Source organism: Mesorhizobium sp. M7D.F.Ca.US.004.01.2.1 (genome assembly GCF_003997785.1).
In the GTDB taxonomy this organism is placed as follows: domain Bacteria; phylum Pseudomonadota; class Alphaproteobacteria; order Rhizobiales; family Rhizobiaceae; genus Mesorhizobium; species Mesorhizobium loti.
This window is the reverse complement of record NZ_RZRQ01000127.1, coordinates 1-16,042: the sequence shown is the minus strand read 5'-3', so window position 1 is coordinate 16,042 and position 16,042 is coordinate 1. Positions and strand designations below refer to the sequence as shown.

General features: G+C 62.6%; 12 protein-coding genes and 1 pseudogene. 10 read left to right on the top strand and 3 right to left on the bottom strand.

All coding sequences use genetic code 11. The features are described 5' to 3' along the window. The 5 genes from EN993_RS18345 to EN993_RS18325 all read left to right on the top strand — a co-directional run. Positions 1–459, top strand: a 459-nt coding sequence (locus EN993_RS18345; protein ID WP_164757709.1) for a translocation/assembly module TamB domain-containing protein, incomplete at its 5' end; no start/stop codon positions are given. Between the two features lie 267 nt (positions 460–726). Then, entirely contained in the window at positions 727–2,379 is a 1,653-nt protein-coding gene (locus EN993_RS18340) for an ABC transporter substrate-binding protein (RefSeq protein ID WP_109668422.1), read from the top strand. A gap of 227 nt (positions 2,380–2,606) precedes the next feature. Next, positions 2,607–3,641 carry an ABC transporter permease gene (locus tag EN993_RS18335; protein WP_109668419.1) on the top strand — a complete coding sequence of 345 codons (1,035 nt, stop codon included), beginning with the start codon at positions 2,607–2,609 and terminating at the stop codon, positions 3,639–3,641. 12 nt (positions 3,642–3,653) lie between these two features. Continuing rightward, positions 3,654–4,811, top strand: a complete 1,158-nt coding sequence (locus EN993_RS18330) for an ABC transporter permease (RefSeq protein ID WP_109668417.1) — start codon at positions 3,654–3,656, stop codon at positions 4,809–4,811. A gap of 47 nt (positions 4,812–4,858) precedes the next feature. Then, positions 4,859–7,063: an ABC transporter ATP-binding protein gene (locus EN993_RS18325; RefSeq protein ID WP_127264479.1), complete on the top strand. Its 2,205-nt coding sequence runs from the start codon at positions 4,859–4,861 to the stop codon at positions 7,061–7,063. A 34-nt stretch (positions 7,064–7,097) separates the two neighbouring features. On the opposite strand, the gene EN993_RS18320 is transcribed toward EN993_RS18325, so the two are convergent. Next, entirely contained in the window at positions 7,098–7,688 is a 591-nt protein-coding gene (locus EN993_RS18320) for a transglycosylase SLT domain-containing protein (protein ID WP_109668413.1), read from the bottom strand. Between the two features lie 217 nt (positions 7,689–7,905). Between EN993_RS18320 and EN993_RS18315 the strand changes: the two genes are divergently transcribed. Beyond that, positions 7,906–9,444 (top strand): trimethylamine methyltransferase family protein, encoded by a 1,539-nt coding sequence (locus EN993_RS18315; RefSeq protein ID WP_164757708.1) that lies wholly within the window; start codon positions 7,906–7,908, stop codon positions 9,442–9,444. Positions 9,445–9,501: 57 nt separating this feature from the next. Next, entirely contained in the window at positions 9,502–11,943 is a 2,442-nt protein-coding gene (locus EN993_RS18310; RefSeq protein ID WP_127264477.1) for an FAD-dependent oxidoreductase, read from the top strand. Between the two features lie 34 nt (positions 11,944–11,977). Here EN993_RS18310 and EN993_RS18305 read toward each other — a convergent pair whose 3' ends face one another. Beyond that, positions 11,978–12,370: a DoxX family protein gene (locus EN993_RS18305; protein WP_109668406.1), complete on the bottom strand. Its 393-nt coding sequence runs from the start codon at positions 12,368–12,370 to the stop codon at positions 11,978–11,980. A gap of 202 nt (positions 12,371–12,572) precedes the next feature. Between EN993_RS18305 and EN993_RS18300 the strand changes: the two genes are divergently transcribed. Beyond that, complete coding sequence (locus tag EN993_RS18300) at positions 12,573–13,061, top strand: hypothetical protein (RefSeq protein ID WP_206532385.1); 489 nt, start codon at positions 12,573–12,575, stop codon at positions 13,059–13,061. Positions 13,062–13,145: 84 nt separating this feature from the next. Here the strand turns inward: EN993_RS18300 and EN993_RS18295 are convergent, their stop codons facing one another. Next, the gene (locus EN993_RS18295; RefSeq protein ID WP_127264476.1) at positions 13,146–13,922 is read right to left on the bottom strand and encodes a VOC family protein; all 777 of its coding nucleotides are present in this window, start codon (positions 13,920–13,922) and stop codon (positions 13,146–13,148) included. Positions 13,923–14,093: 171 nt separating this feature from the next. Between EN993_RS18295 and EN993_RS18290 the strand changes: the two are divergent. Next, a pseudogene (locus tag EN993_RS18290) lies at positions 14,094–14,828 on the top strand (gamma-glutamylcyclotransferase). A 120-nt stretch (positions 14,829–14,948) separates the two neighbouring features. After that, positions 14,949–16,042, top strand: a 1,094-nt coding sequence (locus EN993_RS18285; RefSeq protein ID WP_164757707.1) for an NAD(P)-dependent oxidoreductase, incomplete at its 3' end; no start/stop codon positions are given.

Here is a 16,042-nt window from a genome sequence, read left to right as displayed (position 1 = left end):
ACGACCACCAGCGCCACCGTCACCATCGTGGTGTCGGGCGAGGCGACCAATCCGAAATTCACCTTCTCCTCGGTGCCGGCATTGCCCGAGGACGAGGTGCTGGCGCAATTGATCTTTGGCCGCTCGATGTCGAACCTGTCGCCGTTGCAGATCGCCCAGCTCGCAGAAGCGGCCGGGCAACTGGCCGGCGTCGGCGGTTCGACCTCGCTGCTCGAGAATCTGCGCAGCGCCATCGGCGTCGACGATCTCGACGTCACCACCGACGACAAGGGCGGCACGGCGGTTTCGGCCGGAAAGTATCTCAACGACCGCACCTATGTGACGATCCAGAAGGGCGACAAGCCGGGCTCGGGCAAGGCGACGATCGACCTCAATGTCGGGCGCGGCGTCAAGCTGCGCGGCGAGGCCAACGATGCCGGCGAAGCCAAGGGCGGCATCTTCTACGAGAAGGAATACTGATACTTCGGCGGGACTTTTTGGCCCCATGTCGGCTCGAAGCTGGCGCTGTTCGAGCTCCGCTAAATGTCCCAGTTTAATCGACTATCGAGATTCCAGAGGAATCCGTCGCATAGTAGCAAATTTGCGCCAAGACTGTCGTTATCACGCGAACCGCTCCCTCTTCAAAGTTGCACATTCCCTAACATGTTCCCAATCCATGTCGTCTTTGACATCATGGCCTGGATGCGGAATGTTAAAAGGCGGAAAGCCAACAATGGGAGTTAAGTCATGACAATTTACAAGAGTAACGGCGATCGCGTTCCGGACCACATCCTGGCCATGGCCGAAGAAGCCAAGGCAGGCAAGGTCGATCGCCGCGAATTCCTGGCCATGGCCAGCGTCTTCGGTGCGTCGACGGCAATGGCTTACGGCTTGCTCGGCCTCGCCGATCCGACGCCGGCGAAGGCCGAAGAGGTGAAGGGCAAGAAGGGCGGCACGCTGAAGATCGCCCAGTGGATCAAGGATCCCAAGGACCCGCGCAAGGCCGACTGGTCTGAAATCGCCAATGCCGAGCGCCAGGCGCTCGAGCCGTTGGTCAAGTACACATCCGAATACACGTTCCGCCCCTATCTGCTGGAGAGCTGGGACGTCAACGACGACGCCACGCAGTACACGCTGCACGTGCGCAAGGGCGTCACCTGGTCGAATGGCGATGCCTTCACCGCCGCCGACGTCGTCTTCAACCTCAAGCGTTGGGCCGACAAGAAAGCCGAAGGCAATTCGATGCCTGGCCGTCTCGGCTCGCTGGTCAAGGACGACAAGCTCGACGAAAGCGCCGTGACCATGCCTGACGATCACACGGTGGTGCTGAAGCTCACCAAGCCTGACATCGCGCTGATCCCGAACATGTGCGACTACCCCGGCCTGATCGTCCACAAGAGCTTCGACGAGAAGGGCGGCGATTTCAAATCCTGCCCGATCGGCACCGGCCCGTTCGAACTCGTCTCCTACGATGTCGGCCAGAAAGTGGTCTATAAGCGCCGCACCGACGACAAGTGGTGGGACGGCGAAGTGTTCCTCGATGGCCTGGAATTCATCGACTACGGCACCGATCCGGCGGCCATGGTCAGTGCTTTCGAAGCCGGCGAAGTGCACACCAATTTCGAGACCTCGGCCGACTACGTGTCGATCCTCGACGGCATGGACCTGGTCAAGTCGGAGATCGTCACGGCGTCGACCATCGTCTGCCGCACCAACGTCAACAACAAGCCCTATGGCGACCAAAAGGTGCGCAACGCGCTGCAGCTTGGCGTCGACAACAATGTCGTCCTCCAGCTTGGCTACGGCAATGCCGGCTCGGTCGCCGAAAACCATCATGTCTGCTCGATCCATCCGGAATATTACGAGCTGCCCAAGATTGCCCGTGATCCGGCCAAGGCCAAGGCGCTGATGGCGGAAGCCGGCCAGGCCGACTTCGAACACGAGCTGATCACCGTCGACGAGGATTGGCACAAGAACACCGGCGATGCGATCGCCGCCCAGCTGCGCGACGCCGGTATCAAGGTTAAGCGCACCGTTCTGCCGGGTTCGACGTTCTGGAACGACTGGACGAAGTATCCGCTGTCGATGACCAACTGGAACATGCGCCCCCTCGGCGTTCAGGTCCTGGCCATCGCCTACCGCACCGGCGAGGCCTGGAATGAGGCCGGCTGGTCGAATCCGGACTGGGATGCCAAGCTCAATGCGGCGCTCGCCGTTGCAGACGCCGCCAAGCGCAAGGAAATGATGAAGGACATCGAGCAGATCCTGCAGGATTCCGGCATCCTGATCCAGCCGTACTGGCGCAAGCTCTACAGCCACTCGGTCAAGGCGGTGCAGAACTACAAGATGCACCCGACCTTCGAGCGCGACTACGGCAAGGTCTGGCTCGACCAGGCTTGATCGCATCGACATGGGGAAGGGGCGTCGCCCCTTTCCCTCGCCCGTTGCATCGTCCGTCCCTGTTGGTCCGCGCTTTCTCAAAAAAGTTGCGGACTCGTGGGCAAGGTCATGCAACAAAAACAGGGTTGATCGCATCCGAAGGCCTGTTTGACAGCCAGCCCCGCCGGTCACGGCAGGGTTGGTTTTCATAGCCGGCTCAAACCCCAACCCATCGGCAGGGGGCCGCCATGCTTTCCTTCGTTATCAGGCGTCTTGGCACCATGGCATTGACGATGCTGTGCCTGACCATGGTCGTCTTCTTCCTGATCAACCTCGAGCCCAATCTGAAGAAGCTGGCGATCAGCCAGACCGAAATGCACACGTCGGCCGAGCAGCTCGAGAGCTGGCTGGTCAACCATGGCTACCGGCAGAACTTCTTTGTCCGCTATGGGCAGTGGCTGGGCCTCGTGCCCAAGCAGCCGGTGACCGACCCGGCGACCGGCAAGCCGGCGCAGCGTTTCTCCTTCTGCAACGACCCGCTCGTGTCGACCTTCTCCGGTGTTCTCGAAGGCGACTTCGGCTGCTCGACCAAGTTCAAGGCAACCGTCGCCTCGAAACTGTTTCCCGCGCTCGGCGCCACCGGCATCCTGATGTTCTGGGTGCTGGCGGTGATGGTACCGATCTCGCTGCTGATCGGCATTCTCGCCGGCATGCGCGAGGGGTCGCGAACCGACCGCGTGCTGTCGGTGGCCTCGATCGCCTCGACGGCGACGCCTGAATATGTGTCGGGCGTCATCTTCACCGTCATCTTCGCCTCATGGCTCGGCTGGCTGAACGGCTCGGCGGCCTCGGCCAGCCAGGGCATCACTTTCTACAATTTCACGCTTCCGGTGATGACGCTGGCGATCTACGGCATCGGCTACATCGCCCGCATGACGCGCGCTTCGATGGTCGAAGTGATGACGCAGCAATATATCCGCACCGCTCGATTGAAGGGTCTCTCCTTCGGCAGCGTGGTGGTCAAACATGCGTTGCGCAACGCGCTGATCGCGCCGTTCACCGTCATCATGCTGCAGTTTCCCTGGCTGCTCACCGGCGTCGTCATCGTCGAGGTGATGTTCCGCTACCAGGGGTTCGGCTACACGCTGGTCGAGGCGGCCGGTAACAACGACATCGACCTTTTGCTCGGCTGCTCGCTGGTCTCGGTGTTCATCGTCTTGATCACGCAGCTCATTTCGGATGTCGGCTACGCGTTTCTCAATCCGCGTATCAGAGTTCAGTAGGGGGCGAAGCGGATGCCGGTTCAATATATCAGTGGCTTCACCGTCGTTCTCGAAGTGCTGTCGCGCTTCTGGCCGGTCTGGATCGCGCTCGTCATCGTCATGGGGACGAGCTTCGCCTACAAGAAGAAGCTGGCGCTCTACGGCCAGCTCTTCGACAGCGGCGTCGGTATCGTCGGCGTCGGCATCTGTCTGTTCTGGCTGTTCACGGCGATCTTCGCCGCGACCATCTCGCCCTTCGATCCGCTGGCCCAGATTCCCATCATGAAGGATGTGCTGCCGGGCGCCGTCGAACCGCAATCGGGGCTGACCTATCTGTTCGGCGGCGACAAGCTGGCGCGCGACGTGTTTTCGCGCATGGTCTATGGCAGCCAGATCGTGCTGATCATCGCGCCTGCCGCAACCGGCTTCGCGCTGATGGTCGGCATCACGCTCGGCCTGCCCGCGGGCTATTACGGCGGCAAGATCGACACCGTGCTGTCGTTCCTGGCCAACCTTGTGCTCGCCTTCCCGGTGATCCTGCTGTTCTACCTGCTGGTGACGCCGGGCATCATGGACACGCCGATCCCCTATGGCATGGCCGGCGTCTTCTTCCTGTTCCCGATCATCTTCTTCAGCGTGCTGTTCTGGACGCGCTACAAGAACCGGCCCGACCGACTCTACATCCTGCTCGGCATCACCCTGATCCTCGGCGGCTGGATCTACCTCGGCCTTGTGTTCGACAGGGACCCGCTGCACATCGTCCATATCGATCCCAACCAGCTCAACATCTTCGTGGCGGTGGTGTTCGCCTCCAGCCCCGGCGTGTTCCGCATCGTGCGTGGCCTGGTGATGGACATCAAGACGCGCGACTATGTGGCGGCGGCGCAGACGCGCGGTGAATCGCCCTGGTACATCATGCTGTGGGAGATCCTGCCCAATGCGCGCGGTCCGCTGATCGTCGATGCCTGCCTGCGTATCGGCTACACCACGATCCTGCTCGGCACGCTCGGTTATTTCGGCCTTGGCCTGGCGCCGGAAAGTCCAGACTGGGGCACCGCGATCAAGGACGCGAGCCGCCTGCTGCGTTCCTTCATCCATCCGGCGCTGCCGCCGACGATCGCGCTGATGTCGTTCGTGCTGGGCTTGAACCTGCTCGCCGACTCGCTGCGCGAACAATCGATGAAAGATTGATTGACGGGCTTCGGCCCGCATCTGGTAAAATTGGATTGGAGCGACCCATGAACGAGGCAGTTCGAAATCCCGCCAAGCCGGCCAATGGGCCTATCATCGAGATCGAGAACCTGTCGATCTCCTTCTTCACCCGCAAGGGCGAGATCCCGGCCGTCATGGATTTTTCCTGCACTGTGATGCCGGGCGAGGCGATGGGTATCGTCGGCGAATCCGGCTGCGGCAAGTCGACCGTGTCGCTCGGCATCATGCGCGACCTGTCCAACATCGGGAAGATCGTCGGCGGCAAGATCAAGTTCCAGGGCAAGGACATGGGCGAGCTCTCCGACGAGGAGTTGCGCTCCATTCGCGGCAACAAGATCGCGATGATCTACCAGGAGCCGATGGCGAGCCTCAACCCGGCGATGAAGGTCGGCCAGCAATTGATGGAAGTGCCGCTGATCCACGACAAGGTGTCGAAGGAAGAGGCCTACAAGCGCGCACTCGACATGGTGCGCTCGGTCAAGCTGCCCGATCCCGAGCGCATGATGCGCTCCTATCCGCACCAGCTTTCGGGTGGCCAGCAGCAGCGCATCGTCATTGCCATGGCGCTGCTGTCGAAGCCGGCGCTGCTTTTGCTCGACGAGCCGACGACGGCGCTCGACGTGACGGTCGAGGCGGGCATTGTCGACCTGGTCAAGGGGCTCGGCGAGAAGTTCGGCACATCGATGATCTTTGTCTCGCACAATCTCGGCCTGATCCTGGAAACCTGCGACCGCATCACGGTGATGTATTCGGGCGAAGCGGTCGAGACCGGCAAGATCAAGGACGTGTTCGACCGGATGCGCCATCCCTATACGCAAGGGCTGTTCCGCTCGATCCCGCTGCCGGGCGCCGATAAGAATTCACGGCCGCTGATCTCCATCCCCGGACAATTGCCGCTGCCGCATGAGCGGCCCAAGGGCTGCAATTTCGGCCCGCGCTGCCACCATTTCGTCGAGGGCGTCTGCAACGCCGCCGAAATCCCGATGATCGAGGTCGCTGGGCACGAAGGCCATTTCTCGCGCTGCGTGCGCTTCAACGAGATCGACTGGGAAGCGCTGCCGCCCGGCGCCAAGAAAGTCAATGAGCGCGTCGTGCCCGGCGCACCGGTGCTCAAGATCGAAGACCTCAGAAAATACTACAAGGTCGGCGGCAGCGAGGTGTTCGGCTCGAGCGAGGGCCGCGTTGTCAAGGCCAACGAGACGATCTCGTTCATGGCGCGCGAATCCGAGACAGTCGCCATCGTCGGCGAATCCGGCTGCGGAAAGTCGACGCTGGCCAAGGTGCTGCTCGGGCTGGAGACGGCAAGTGCCGGCACGGTGACGCTGGGCAATAAGGAAATCCAGTCGACCGGTATCGAGAAACGCAGCGTCGAAACCGTATCGTCGATACAGATGGTGTTCCAGAACCCGTTCGACACGCTCAATCCCAGCCACTCGGTCGGTTCGCAGATCATCCGTACGCTGGAGAAGTTCAATGTCGGCAAGACGGTTGCCGATCGCCGCAAGCGCATGCTGGAACTGCTCGACCTGGTGAAGCTGCCAAGGGCGTTCGAGACCCGCAAGCCGCGCCAGCTTTCGGGCGGCCAGAAGCAGCGTATCGGCGTGGCGCGGGCCTTTGCCGGCGACGCCAAGGTGGTGGTGGCCGACGAACCGGTGTCGGCGCTCGACGTGTCGGTGCAGGCGGCGGTAACCGAACTGCTGATGGACATCCAGCGCAAGAACAAGACGACGATGCTGTTCATCAGCCACGATCTGTCCGTCGTGCGCTACATCGCCGACCGCGTCGTCGTCATGTATCTCGGCTATATCGTCGAGCAAGGCACGACCGACCAGATCTTCGCGCCGCCCTATCACCCCTATACCGAGGCACTGCTGTCGGCGATCCCGATCGCCGACACCAGCGTGGTGAAGCGCCACATCGTGCTGGAAGGTGACATTCCGTCGGCGATGAACCCGCCGTCGGGCTGTCCGTTCCAGACCCGCTGCGGCTACAAGAAGCTGGTGCCGGACAATCTGTGCGAGACCAAGGTGCCGCCGGTCAAGCATCTCGGCGACGGCCATATGAGCCTGTGCTGGCTCTCCGACGACGTGCTGGCCAAGATGGAGCCGGTGATCAAGTTCGACAAGGAACACGCGGCCAATGAGGGCGTGCCGGAAGACGCGCCGCATGTGACGGATACAGGCCCGACTGCCACCCCACCGAAGCGTCCGCGCGGCAAAGAGCCGAGCTGACGGTCGGAAGGTCGAGATCAGTGATGCGGAGCGTTCAGTTGCCGCACTCGCTCAGTTGCTGCGCATAGTCCCGCGACATCTTTTCGGTGGCGCGGGCATAGCCCTGCACTCCGGCGTCGCCGCGGTTGCCGCGGCCATAGGCGGTCCAGCCGAGATAGTAGGCAAGGTAGAGATTGTAGGTGTCGTTGCGGGCGACGCCGTACGTGTCAGCGGTCTTGGAATGATACCAGCCGACGAAATCGACCGCATCGGCGAATTTCGTCCGCCGCGCTGCCCAGTTGCCGGTCTCACGCTGATATTGCGACCAGGTGCCGTCCAGTGCCTGCGAGAAGCCGGTGGCCGTCGAGACATGCTTCCACGGAATGAAGCCGAGCAGCTTGGTGCGCGGCGGCCGGGCATTGCTCTTGAAGCCGGATTCCTTGCGCACCGTCGCCATCAGCACGGGAACAGGGATGCCGTATTTCTGCTGGGTGCGCTCGGCGGCCGACTGCCAGTTGTCGAACCAGCCGTCATTCTGGTCGAAGACGGCGCAGACATTGTTGATGTGATTGGGCGGCGTGGCGCAGGCCGAAAGCGCCAGCAGCACGCAAACCGCACCAATTTTACTAAAACTCGAACTACGCATTGGCAGAGCAATAGGCCGAAATCATAAAGGGAATCTTGCAGCGTCCGTTAACGCTTGGCCGGAGCAGTCCCTTCAGGAAATCCCGCGCCTGCAATCCGACATATTTTGTCGCTTTTTCTAAACAGATATTGCAGAAATGCCGCCGTGGCTAAAATCACGCCCGCAAACGGCGTATTTCTGACAGCTTGCCCGGGTTGCCGGGGCTTTGATGCCAGGCATGAACGAACCAAGACGCAAACGCGGCGCCGAGCGCACCAGCAACAGGGGCCCGTCGGCCATCCCGCAACTGCCGCTCAGGCGGGTGACAAATCCCTATCCGCCGATGGCCATGCTCTCGCCCGACCAGATCGAGCAGATCCACCAGGCTTCGATGCACATCTTGGAGAATTTCGGCATCGAGGTGATGAGCCCGCGCGCACTGTCGCTGTTCGAGAAGGCAGGCGCCAGCGTCGATCATGCCTCGGCGAATGTCCGTATTGATCGCGGCCTGGTCGAAGACGCGCTGAAGACCACCCAGTCCAGCTATGTGTTGACGCCGCGCAACCCGGCCAACGCGGTTCATCTCGGCGGCAACACCATCAATTTCACGCTCGTTGCCGGGCCGCCCAATGTGCACGACATGGAGCGCGGCCGCCGCGCCGGCAATTTGCGCGATTATTCGGATCTCACCCGGCTGGCGCAGCATTTCAACTGCATCCACATGCTCGGCAACCAGGTCTGCGCGCCGGTGGAACTGCCGGCCAACTCCCGCCATCTCGACACCTATTTCACCAACCTGACGCTCACCGACAAGAGTTTCCATGTCTCGGCGATAGGCCGGGGCAGGGCACTGGACGGCATCGAGATGATGGCCATCGCACGTGGGCTGACGCTCGACCAGATGCGCGACGATCCCGGCATCACCACCATCATCTCGGTCAACTCGCCGCGCCGCTTCGACGAGATGATGGCCGAAGGGCTGATGACGATGGCCGAGTTCGGCCAGTCGGTGGCGGTGACGCCGTTCACGCTGATGGGAGCGATGAGCCCGGTGACGCTGGCCGGGGCGCTGGCGCAGCAGAATGCCGAGGCGCTGTTCGGCGTCGTGCTGACGCAGCTGGTGCGGCCCGGCGCGCCGGTGATGTATGGCGCCTTCACCTCCAATGTCGACATGAAGTCGGGCGCGCCGGCCTTCGGCACGCCCGAGAATACCAAGGCCAACATAGCGTCGGGGCAACTGGCGCGGCGCTACGGGCTTCCGTACCGCACGACGCCGGGCTCGGCTTCCAACGCCGCCGATGCGCAAGGCGCCTATGAGACGCTGATGGCGCTGTGGGGCGCGGTGCTCGGCCATGGCAATCTCGTCTACCACGCCGCCGGCTGGCAGGAGGGCGGGCTGACGGCGTCGTTCGAAAAACTCATCATCGACGTCGAGATGATCCAGCACATGATGGAGTTTCTGCGCCCGATCGAGGTCAACGAGGCGGAACTTGCCGTCGAGGCGCTGGGCGCGGTGCCGACCGGAGGGCATTTCTTCGGCGAACTGCACACGCTGGAGCGCTACGCCACCGCCTTCTACCAGCCGATGCTGTCCAACTGGCAGAATTACGAGGCCTGGCAGGAGGCCGGCGGGCTCGACGCCGCGGCGCGCGCGACGCGACTGTGGAAGAAGGCGCTGGAGGACTATGTCGAGCCGGTGATGGATATCGCCGTGCGCGAGGCGCTGGAGGCTTACATGGCCAAGCGCAAGGAAGCGATCGGGCAGGGCGAGCCGTGATGCCTCGCAGCTTGAATCCACTCACCCATCCAACTCACTGATATCAGAGAAGAATCCATGAAATCGCATGCAAAGGTCGTGGTCATTGGCGGTGGCGTCGTCGGGTGCTCCGTGCTGTTCCATCTTGCCCGCCATGGTTGGACCGATGTTGTCCTGCTGGAGCGCGACGAACTGACATCCGGCTCGACCTGGCACGCGGCCGGCGGCATGCACACCATCAACGGTGACCCCAACGTCGCCAAGCTGCAGAAATACACGATTAGCCTCTACAAGGAGATCGAGGAGCTTTCCGGCCAGGCGACCGGCGTGCATCTGACCGGAGGTGTGCTTCTGGCGGCGACCGAGGCGCGGCTCGACTGGCTGCGCGGTGTTGTTGCCAAGGGCCGCTATCTCGGCATCGAGCTCGAGGAGATCTCACCCAACGAAGCGGCCGAACTCATGCCGCTGCTCGATCCCAAGCAGTTCGTCGGCGCCGTCAGGAACAAGGAGGACGGCCATCTCGATCCGTCGGGCGTCACCCATGCCTATGCCAAGGCCGCACGCAAGTTGGGCGCCGAGGTCGAGCGCTTCACCAAGGTCGAGGACATCGTGCGGCGCGCCGACGGGCTGTGGCGGGTCATCACCAACAAGGGCGAGGTGGTGGCCGAGCATGTCGTCAATGCCGGCGGCCTGTGGGCGCGCGAGGTCGGCCGCATGGTTGGCCTCGAACTGCCGGTGCTGGCGATGGAGCACATGTACCTGATCACCGAGGATATGCCGGAGGTAGCCGCCTGGAACGCCAAGACCGGCACGGAGATCATCCACGCGGTCGATTTCGACGGCGAGCTCTATCTGCGCCAGGAGCGCGGCGGCATGCTGATGGGCACCTATGAGAAGGCCAACAAGCCGTGGTCCGAATACCAGACGCCGTGGAATTTCGGCCATGAATTGCTGGCGCCCGACATCGACCGCATCGCACCGTCGCTGGAGGTTGGGTTCCGGCATTTCCCGGCCTTCCAGAACACCGGCATCAAGCAGATCATCAACGGCCCTTTCACCTTCGCGCCGGACGGCAACCCGCTGGTCGGGCCAGTGCGCGGGCTGCCTGGTTTCTGGGTCGCCTGCGGCGTCATGGCCGGTTTTTCGCAGGGCGGCGGCGTCGGCCTCGCTCTGTCCAACTGGATGATCGAGGGCGATCCCGGCGCCGACATCTGGGCGATGGATGTCGCGCGCTATGGCGACTGGGCGACGATGGCCTACACCAACGCCAAGGTGCGCGAGAATTATTCCAGACGCTTTTCGATCCGCTTCCCCAATGAGGAGCTGCCCGCCGGGCGGCCGCTGAAGACGACGCCGATCTACGACCTGCTGTCGGCCAAGGGTGCGCAATGGGGCGTTGCTTACGGGCTGGAGGTGCCGCTCTGGTACGCGCCGGAGGGCGTCAAGGACGAGTTCTCCTGGCGTCGCTCGAGCGACTTCACCCAGGTCGCCAAGGAGGTTGCGACCGTTCGTGACGGCGTCGGCCTGTCCGAGATTTCGAGCTTCGCCAAATACAAGGTGACGGGCGAGGGGGCGGCCGTCTGGCTCGACCGGATGCTTGCCTGCAAGCTGCCGAAGCCCGGCCGCATGACGCTGGCGCCTATGCTGAAGGAAGATGGCAGGCTGATCGGCGACTTCACGCTGGCCAATCTTGCCCCTCTTGATCGAGATGGGGAAGGCTGGTTCCTCGCCGGTTCGGGCATCGCCGAGCAATACCATATGCGTTGGTTCGAGAAGCACTTGCCTGACGACGGTTCGGTGCGCATCGAGGCGCTGGGCGCGAAGCTCACCGGCCTGTCGATCGCCGGGCCGAAGGCGCGCGATGTGCTGGCAAAGGCCACACGCTCGGATGTCTCCAATACGGCATTTCCGTTCATGGCCATTGGCAGGATGGATATCGGCATGGCGCCGTGCCTGGTCGGCCGCGTCAGCTACACCGGCGATCTCGGCTACGAGATGTGGGTAGCGCCGGAGTATCAGCGCGCCGCCTTCCAGGCCCTGATGGCTGCGGGTGAGGAATTCGGCATCGGCCTGTTCGGCTCGCGTGCGCTCAACGCGCTGCGGCTGGAGAAGAACTACGGCTCATGGGCGCGCGAATACCGGCCGATCTACGGTCCGCTGGAAGCCGGGCTCGACCGCTTCGTCGCCTATGGCAAGGACGCCGACTTCATCGGCAAGGCCGCGGCTCTCGCCGAGCGCAAGCAGGGCGGCAAATTGCGCCTGCGTGCCTTCATCGTCGAGGCCGACGACGCCGATGTCATCGGTGACGAGCCGATCTGGTTCGACGGTGCGGTGCGCGGCTGGGTGACCTCGGGCGGCTATGCACATCACTCGAAGAAATCCGTCGCCGTCGGCTACGTGCCGAAGGAGATCGCCGATGAGAGCGACGGCTTCGAGATCGAGTTGCTGGGCAAACGCCATGCGGCGCGCATGCAGCCGGCGCCGCTGTTCGACGCCAATTTCGAAAGGATGCGCGCCTGAAGCCTAGGCGCGCATTATTCAAATTATCAAGGTGCTACGTGCTGCGGCGGTTGTCCAGCGCGAAGGCGCCGGCGCCGGCAAAGAACAGATAAAGGAAGATGAAGCAGAACGAGATTGCCAAATCGCCGCCGTTGTTGACCGGGAAGAAGTCGCGCGGCATATGCGCCATGAAATACGCGATCGCCATTTCGCCGGCCAGAAGGAACGCGACAGGTCGGGTGAACAGGCCCAGCGCCAGCAGAATGCCGCCGGCGAATTCGAGAATTCCAGCGGCGATCGTCAACCCAGTGAGCGCATGGGGTTGGTCGCTGACAGGAAAATTGAACAATTTCTGGGTGCCGTGTTCGATGAATTGCAGCGCGGTCACGATGCGCAGCATGCCCAGGGCTTGCGGCTGGTATTTGGCGAGGCTTTCGAAAAGCTTCATCTAAAACTCCGTTTAGCCTCCCGGACCGGCCGTAGATTATCTCCGGGCATCGGACCATTCACTTCCCATGGTCCGCCATCAACAATCGGTGACCGGAAATGTTCCCGCCCTGACCTTTCATATTTTTCTCGTCAAGGTTGCATTTGTATCGCAATGGTTGTATCGATGGATGGCTGTTCCGAACATGTGGGTTCCCTTTGCCATGAAAAAACTCGTCATCAGCCTGTTCGCAATCCTTGCAAGTACCAGCTTCGCCATAGCCGAGGAGGCCGGCTGTGAGGCCTTCAAGTGGCCGGTCACGCGGGAACAGGCGCTGTTTGCCGCCGCCCCGGCAACACCGTCGGGAGCAACGCTGGCGGTGGGCGCTGCCGCGGATCTGGCACTTGTGCCGGTGGAGAAGGCCGGCTTCGCACTGGCACCCGAACGTGCCCCGGCCTCAGACACGTTTGGCGCCGTCGCCAGCGTGGAAGTGCCGCCTAAGGGAGCCATCCAGATAAGTCTGTCAGGCGAGGCCTGGGTCGATGTTATTCAGGATGGCCACGCCATCAAGTCGGCGGGCTATAGCGGCGTGAAAACCTGCCCCGGCATCCGCAAGAGCGTGCGCTTCAAGCTTGCGCCCGGCCCGGCCACCGTCCAGTTCAGCGGTGCGAAAAAGGCGGACCTGAAGGTCGCGGTGCTGGCGCCGGAATAAATCGGTCGCCAAGCAGAGGAATACAGCCCTTCATCGGTGGTGCGATGAAGGGCCGGCGCTTTGTACCAGCGGTGTTTATCGCCGTCAGCGGACCGGCGCCATCAAGGCGAAGTGTGCGCCTTGCGGGTCCTGGCACTGCACGATCCAACTGCCGCCGGGGACCTCCATCGGCCCCATCAGGATCTTGCCGCCATTGTCGGTCACCCGTTTGGCCGCCGCATCGATGGCCGGAACATTGAAGTAGAACTGCCAGACCGGCACGGGGATCTGCTGCGGCTTGTTCATGATGCCGCCGCCGGATTCGGGGCCGGCCGTGAAGGTCTGGTAGGTGCCCATCGGGCCCATGTCGAAATCGCCGGCATCGACCCAGCCGAACTGGTCGGAATAGAAATCGAACGCGGCCTTCCAGTCACTCGTATAGAGCTCGTGCCAGCCGATATGGCCCGGCGTGCTGGCCGGCACGACAGGCTGGTCCGGACCGTTCGGCTGCAGGAACATGAAGGTCGCGCCCTGCGGATCGGCGACGACGGCAAAGCGGCCGACGCCCGGAATGTCGTCGGGCTGGCGATGAACGGTGCCGCCGGCTTTCTCCAGCGATGCCGTCGAGGCATCGACTTCACTTGTCTTGATGTAGCCGAGCCAGGCGGGCGGCATGCCCATCTTGGCGGCATCCTCGGGCATCGTCATCAGGCCGCCGACGCCACGCTCGCCGACATTCATGACGACATAGCGCGGCATGCCGGGCGCCACGTCGAAAGGCTGCGCCGTCCAGCCAACCACCTTGGGGTAGAACGTCTCGGCGGCGTCGAGATCTGTGGTCATCAATTCGTACCAGAAGAAGGGCATCGGGGATTTTGGCATTTTCGGTCTCCTCACCTTTCATGCATCGATCGTCGTCCGATCCATCCTAGGACGATCTTCACGACAGAAATCCGACACCGCCCGAACAACAATGTCTCTACATGCCAAGCGTTCCCCGGTTGCGCGCCCCGCGGTTTTCGATTTCTCTGCGGTGATGAGGGGTTGTCGTTCATGCGCTTGATGTCGCTCACGCCCGAGCTTGTCGCACTGTGCCATCGGGAAGAGGCCGATCCCGGTCCGGACCCGAGCTGGACGGAGTTGAACGACGAGGATTTCCGCACCCTTGCCTTGCGGCTGTCCGAGGAAGCCGACGAGGGGCCGCTATGGGTGTTCGCCTACGGATCGCTGATCTGGAAGCCGGAATTCGAGTCGGTCGAGCAACAGCTCGCCACCGCCTTTGGCTGGCACCGCTCCTTCTGCCTCGACATGGTGCGCTGGCGCGGCAGCGCCGAGCAGCCGGGTTTGATGATGGCACTCGAACGGGGCGGACGCTGCAAGGGGGTGATCTATCGTTTGCCGGAGGGCGAAAAACCGGGCCAGATCGAAAGACTGCTGCGACGCGAAATCAGCGACCACGAAAGCATCGACACGGTCAGGTGGCTGCCGGTACATACGCCGCAAGGCGCGCTGCGTGCGCTTGGCTTCTGAGTCGGCGTGAAGGGCAGGGGAACGTCGCTGAACCAGCCGCTGGACAGAGTGGCGAGCGTGCTGGCCAGGGCCTGCGGGCATATCGGATCCGGGGCCGAATACCTCTACAACACGGTCAGCCACCTCGAAGCGTTCGGCATCCACGATCGCAATCTGTGGCGGTTGCAGCAACTGGTCGCGGACGAGGTCAGGGCTATCCACGGCGGACTTGAGCCCGCCCCTTCGCTCCCGCTGCAAACGCAACCGCAGTCGCAATAATATGAGTGAAAAAGTCATGTTATTGTCCAGCCTTTTCAGGGGCTTGCGTCGAAAATTGACCAATTGATAAAAAAATAAAACGTGCTAGCCTTCCCCAAAACAAAACATGGGGAACTGACGATGCCAGAAGGCCAATTCAGGGAAGGCATTGCAGGCGGCAGGCTCTCGGCCGACCAATATGCGGACAATTTTTCCGACCTGCACCCGCCGCTCGATCACCACGAGGCGCTGGTCGAATCCGACCGCTGCTATTTCTGCTACGATGCGCCGTGCATGAATGCATGCCCGACTTCGATCGACATTCCGCTGTTCATCCGCCAGATCTCGACCGGCAATCCGATCGGTTCAGCCAAGACCATCTTCGACCAGAACATCCTGGGCGGCATGTGCGCGCGCGTCTGCCCGACCGAGACGCTGTGCGAAGAAGTCTGCGTGCGCGAGGTGGCGGAAGGCAAGCCGGTGCAGATCGGCCGCTTGCAGCGCTACGCCACCGATGTCGCCATGGGCGAGAACAAGCAGTTTTATCCACGCGCCGAGCCGACCGGGAAGACGGTCGCCGTGGTCGGCGCCGGCCCGGCTGGGCTTGCCGCCGCGCATCGGCTCGCCCGCCATGGCCATGACGTGACCATCCTCGAAGCGCGGCCGAAGGCCGGCGGCCTCAACGAATACGGCATCGCCGCCTACAAGAGCGTCGACAATTTCGCCCAGGCCGAAGTCGACTACGTGACCGCGATCGGAGGCATCGACATCCAGAACGGCAAGGCGCTCGGCAGCGACTACCAGCTGTCCGACCTGATCCGCAACTACGACGCGGTGTTTCTCGGCATGGGGCTTGGCGGCGTCAATGCGCTGCGCGCCGATGGCGAGGACGCCGACGGCGTCATCAATGCGGTCGAGTTCATTGCCGAACTGCGTCAGGCCAGTGACCTTTCCGGCCTGCCGGTGGGCCGCCGCGTGGTCGTCATCGGCGGCGGCATGACGGCGATCGACGCGGCCGTGCAGTCGAAACTGCTCGGCGCCGAGGAGGTGACGATCTGCTACCGGCGCGGCCAGGAGCACATGAACGCTTCCGGGTTCGAACAGGATCTGGCCGCCGCCAATGGCGTCACCATCCGCCACTGGCTGCAGCCGAAGCGGGTAATCGTCGACGGGGGCAAGGTATCGGCCATCGAACTCGAATACACCGCCATGAACGGCGACAGGCTTGCCGGCAC